The sequence below is a fragment of the Butyricicoccus sp. genome, assembly GCF_050872565.1.
In the GTDB taxonomy this organism is placed as follows: domain Bacteria; phylum Bacillota; class Clostridia; order Oscillospirales; family Butyricicoccaceae; genus Butyricicoccus_A.
This window is the reverse complement of the sequence record NZ_JBNMHC010000203.1, coordinates 1-4,017: the sequence shown is the minus strand read 5'-3', so window position 1 is coordinate 4,017 and position 4,017 is coordinate 1. Positions and strand designations below refer to the sequence as shown.

The following is a 4,017-nucleotide window of genomic DNA, read 5'->3' as shown; positions in this document are numbered from 1 at the left end:
TATTCCTTAACCGTGTTTCCAATCGGTGTTACAGCACCCATGCCGGTAATAACAACACGTTCCATCTTCTTCCTCCTTGTTTTACCGCCAACACTCACAGTGCTGTACAGCCGTCTACGGACAGAACCTGTCCGGTGATATACGATGCCTTATCGGATGCCAAGAACGCAACTGCCTCTGCAATTTCCTCCGGCTTGCCGAATCGTCCCAGTGCAATGCGGGACTTGGCGTTTTCTTTGATTTCCTCAGACAGAGCATCCGTCATATCCGTCTGAATAAAGCCCGGTGCGACGGCATTGACGCGAATGCCGCGAGTACCCAATTCCTTTGCCGCGGTCTTGGTCAGTCCGATTACACCGGCTTTTGCTGCCGTATAATTTGCCTGACCAAAATTGCCGTGCAGACCGGAAATAGACGTAATATTTACAATGCTTCCTGTCTTTTTGCGCATCATCTGTGCGCCGATAATACTGGTCATATAAAAGACGCTGTTCAGATTGGCCTGAATCACTTCATTCCACTTGTCTGCACCTAGACGAATCATCAGACCATCTCGTGTAATGCCAGCATTGTTGACCAATACTTCCGGCACGCCGATCTCTGCCTTGATTTTCTTTGCAGCTTCCTGACAAGCGTTGTAATCGGATACATCCCAAGCCATCGGATACGCCTGCACGCCAAGCGCACGGCATTCCTCTGCGACAGCTTCTGCCTTTGCCACATTAGATACACAGTTGATGACAACATCATAGCCTTCTGCTGCCAGCTTCTTGACAATGGCAGCACCAATTCCGCGGGAGCCGCCAGTAACAATTGCAAGACTCATTGTTTTCCTCCGTTTATATCAGAGAGGAAGCGCTGCGCAGACGCTTCTCTGCCTCTTCTACCATGTTCTGAATAATGTCGCGGCAAGTGGACGGCTCATTGACCAAACCGGCAATCTGACCGGACATAAAAGTTCCCTCTTGGAAATTGCCGTCCTGTACTGCCTTGCGCAGAGAACCCGCGGTCATGGTTTCGATTTCTTCCAGTGTGCGTGTCTCAATATGTCCTTCCATCTTTAACAGCTTTCTGGAAAGCGGTGTTTTGAGCGAGCGAACCGGATGGCCGGAGGCTTTGCCGGTGACAACCGTCGAAATATCTCCTGCCTTGAATACCAGATCCTTATATTTCTGAGAAATATGGCACTCCTCTGCCGACAGAAAGACCGTGCCGCACTGTACGCCTTCTGCGCCGAGCACACGAGCTGCTGCCAGTCCGCGGCCGTCTGCAATACCGCCCGCCGCGATAACCGGAATATTGACGGCATCTACAACCTGCGGCAGCAAAGCCATTGTCGTGGTCTCGCCAATGTGGCCGCCGGACTCCATGCCCTCTGCGATGACAGCATCTACACCCAGACGCTCCATGCGGCGCGCCAATGCAACAGAAGCAACAACCGGAATGACCGCTGTACCCGCTTCTTTCCACTGCTTGATGTATTTGGACGGAGAGCCTGCACCCGTTGTGACAACCGGAATGTTCTCATCAATGACCAGCTGTGCCACATCGTCTGCGTTGGGGCTGAGCAGCATGATATTGAGCGCAAACGGCTTATCCGTCATGCTCTTTGCCTTTCTGACTTCCTCTCGAATCACTTCAATCGGTGCTGCACCGCCCGCAATGATGCCGAGGCCGCCTGCATTGGAAACCGAGGCAGCCAGATAGCCGTCTGCAATCCATGCCATAGCACCCTGAAATACCGGGTACTCAATATGTAACTGTTCCGTAATTCTTGTACGCATTCGCTTCTCCTTCCTTACATCTGAATCAAAATGGCGCCATACGTCAAACCGCCGCCAAAACCGACAAAAATTGCTGTTTGTCCCGGCAGCAGAATTCCGTCGCGCCGCATCTGATCCAAACAGATCGGAATCGAGGCGCTCGATGTATTGCCTACCATATCTAAATTGCTGAAGATTTTTTCCATCGGCACGCCGTATCGACGGGAGACCATCTCCAAAATACGGGCATTTGCCTGATGCGGAACGACCCAATCGACTTGGTTCATATCCATGCCCGCCTGTTTCAGCACGCCATCAATGGCACTGGGAACTGCCTTGGCAGTAAAGCGAAAGACAGCATGACCATCCATCTTCAAAAAGGCGATTTGCTGCTTTCCCTGTTTATGCAGTGTGTCGCACGGGGTAAATGCCTGCGCGAGCAGAGCGTCGCCCTTTGCGCCCTCCGAGCGCATAAACGATGCGCGGATGCCGCTGTTTTCCGTGTCGCTCCACGTATACACTGCCGCACCGGCGCCATCGCCAAACAGACAGCAAACCGTGCGGTCGGTGTAATCCATAATTTGGCTCAAGACTTCCGCACAGACAATCAGCACATGCTTTGCCTTTCCGCTGCGCAAAAAGCTGTCTGCCACGTCCGATGCATAAACAAAGCCGGAGCAGGCGGCGGTGAGATCAAATGCAAAGGCATGGTCTGCACCGAGCGCAGCCTGAAGCCGGCAGCTCAGCGATGGTGTAAAACTGTCAGGGGTTACCGTGCAGGCAATAATGAGATCAATCTCTTCCGGCGAACATCCAGAATCCGCCAGCGCCCGCTGTGCCGCAGGCAGCGCAATATCAAATACCGATTGATTCACTGCGATGCGCCGCTCGTGAATGCCTGTATGCGAAACGATCCATTCGTCTGTGGTATCAACCATCTGCGTCAGCATATGATTTGTCAGACGAGTTTCCGGAAGGAAGCTGCCCGTTCCTGTTAAAATCGTGCCGATTACCGTCACTTCCCTTCTGCCTGCCAGCCGATATACCGGCCGAAAAGCGTGTAAAATATTTAGATTGACAAACTTAGTAGAGTTTATTATAATTGAGAACACCCAAGTTGTCAATCACTTTTGGCAAAAACATCGAATAAAGCACACTTATTGTACAGGAGGTTGAATAAAATGGAAGCAGTTGCATTGTTCCCTGGACAGGGCGCACAGTATCCAGGCATGGGACAGACCATTTACGAAAACAGCGAAGGTGCACGGCAGATTTTCGAGCAGGCAGGTGACGTCTGCGGGCACTCGATTTCGGATCTATGCTTCAACGGCACAAAGGAAGAGCTGTCCCGCACGGTAAACAGCCAGATTGCCATCTTTACTTGCTCGATGGCAGCGCTGCGCGCCTTGCAGGAGCGCGGCATGACGGTACAGGCGTGTGCCGGTTTCTCTCTCGGTGAATACACTGCTCTGACAGCCTCCGGCATTTTGTCTCTGGAAGACGGTCTGCGTTTGGTTCGCCGCCGCGGCGAGCTGATGCAGGAAGCTGCTAACCAGACAGACGGCTGTATGGCTGCTGTGCTCGGCTTGCAGGATGAAGTCGTCGAACGCATCTGTGCAGAGACCGAAGGATTGGTTCTGCCGGTAAACTATAACTGTGATGGTCAGCTGGTCATCGCTGGCGAACGCGCTGCCGTAGAAGCTGCTGCCGCATCGTGCAAGGAAGCCGGTGCCCGCCGTGCTGTGCCGCTCGCTGTATCCGGCGGATTCCACACGGCTCTCATGGCTCCGGCTGCTGCGAAACTGCGTGAATTTGCCCAGACGCTGACTTTCCATGCGCCAACGCTGCCGATATACACCAATACGACCGGCGCTCTGCTTGATACGACGGATTATCCGGCACATCTGGAGCAGCATATGATTTCCCCCGTTCGCTGGAAGCATCTGATTCACACGATGATTGCAGACGGATACCACACAGCACTGGAAATCGGCGTGGGCAAAACGCTGACTGGATTCTCGCGCAGAATTTCCAAAGAAATGTCATGCAAAACCGTGGAAACTATGGAATCTGTCATTTCTGTTACGGAATAATAGAATCTATTTGACTATTTGACAAAAAGCGGATATACTTAGAAAAGGCGGGTTTTCTCTCCCGCCTTTTCTTTTTATGTACTGATTTTTTTGATTCCGACTAGGAGGAACATTTTGTCTAACGAACTGAAAGAGAGCATAGAAACAACCGAAGAAACTAG

The 4,017-nt window shown here is 52.1% G+C and carries 4 protein-coding genes; 1 reads left to right on the top strand and 3 read right to left on the bottom strand.

Features of this window, described 5'->3' with window-relative positions; all coding sequences use genetic code 11:
- Positions 1-94: 94 nt before the first annotated feature.
- The 3 genes from fabG to ACR0P9_RS08610 are packed head-to-tail and all read right to left on the bottom strand — an operon-like array spanning position 95 to position 2,782.
- A complete protein-coding gene (fabG, locus tag ACR0P9_RS08620; protein WP_432619231.1) occupies positions 95-826 on the bottom strand; it encodes a 3-oxoacyl-[acyl-carrier-protein] reductase in 732 nt (243 codons plus the stop codon).
- 13 nt (positions 827-839) lie between these two features.
- Positions 840-1,784 carry an enoyl-[acyl-carrier-protein] reductase FabK gene (fabK, locus tag ACR0P9_RS08615; RefSeq protein ID WP_432619229.1) on the bottom strand — a complete coding sequence of 315 codons (945 nt, stop codon included), beginning with the start codon at positions 1,782-1,784 and terminating at the stop codon, positions 840-842.
- Between the two features lie 14 nt (positions 1,785-1,798).
- The gene (locus tag ACR0P9_RS08610) at positions 1,799-2,782 is read right to left on the bottom strand and encodes a beta-ketoacyl-ACP synthase III (RefSeq protein ID WP_432619227.1); all 984 of its coding nucleotides are present in this window, start codon (positions 2,780-2,782) and stop codon (positions 1,799-1,801) included.
- 162 nt (positions 2,783-2,944) lie between these two features.
- Between ACR0P9_RS08610 and fabD the strand changes: the two genes are divergently transcribed.
- Entirely contained in the window at positions 2,945-3,856 is a 912-nt protein-coding gene (gene fabD, locus ACR0P9_RS08605) for an ACP S-malonyltransferase (protein ID WP_432619225.1), read from the top strand.
- Positions 3,857-4,017: the final 161 nt, after the last annotated feature.

Excerpts from the sequence above, each read along its gene's own strand:
- fabG (WP_432619231.1), bottom strand. The coding sequence starts at position 826 with ATGAGTCTTGCAATTGTTACTGGCGGCTCCCGCGGAATTGGTGCTGCC.
- fabK (WP_432619229.1), bottom strand. The coding sequence starts at position 1,784 with ATGCGTACAAGAATTACGGAACAGTTACATATTGAGTACCCGGTATTT.
- fabD (WP_432619225.1), top strand. The coding sequence starts at position 2,945 with ATGGAAGCAGTTGCATTGTTCCCTGGACAGGGCGCACAGTATCCAGGC.